Raw genomic sequence first — 719 nt, 5'->3', positions numbered from 1 at the left:
TTTATAAAATTCCCAAACCATATTTCTTCTGATTGTTTTCAAAGTATCTGGTCTGGCTTTAGGGTTCATGCATTCTTTTCTGAGCGGACATTCTATACAGTCATAACATTTATATTCTTTAAATTGACGTTGATATCCATATTTATCATTTCGGAATCTATAGCCAGAAAAGAATAATAGTTTATTGTTTGGACAAATATATCTGTCATCTTTTTCATCATAATTCCAATTAAGAGAGTTATAAGGGTTTGATTTATACTTTCTTTTTTGTTCTTTTAAAAACATGCCGTACGGCATTAAAGGCGTTCTATTAAATACATCTATGACTATTCCATAGTTACTTTCACTACCATAACCTGCATCACACACAACGTTTTCAGGTATGTCACCATTTAGTTCTTGCACTCTATATAAAAATCTTTCTAAAGTTCTTGTATCTGTTGGATTTTGGTAAACACCGAAGGCTAAGGCAAACTGGTTGTTGGTTCCTACTTGAATATTATATGCAGGCTTTAATTGACCATTCATCATATGATCGTCTTTCATTCTCATAAAAGTCGCATCATGATCAGTTTTTGAATAACTATTTCTATCTCCTAAAACTTTCTTTTGTTCTTCATACTTCATCTTTTTCTCTTTACAATCATTCACTGCTTTTTTGTATTTTTTCAATAATGTACGTTCTGAACGTATTAATTTTCTTTGCTTCGTATCATCGT

The 719-nt window shown here is 30.9% G+C and carries 1 protein-coding gene; it reads right to left on the bottom strand.

What is annotated here, in order from left to right:
• Positions 1–719, bottom strand: a 719-nt coding sequence (locus tag HMPREF3270_RS02980; protein ID WP_141763120.1) for a transposase, incomplete at both ends; no start/stop codon positions are given.

Source organism: Staphylococcus sp. HMSC65H10 (assembly GCF_001839185.1).
GTDB classification, from domain to species: Bacteria; Bacillota; Bacilli; order Staphylococcales; family Staphylococcaceae; genus Staphylococcus; species Staphylococcus simulans.
This window is presented reverse-complemented; position numbering and strand designations above follow the sequence as displayed.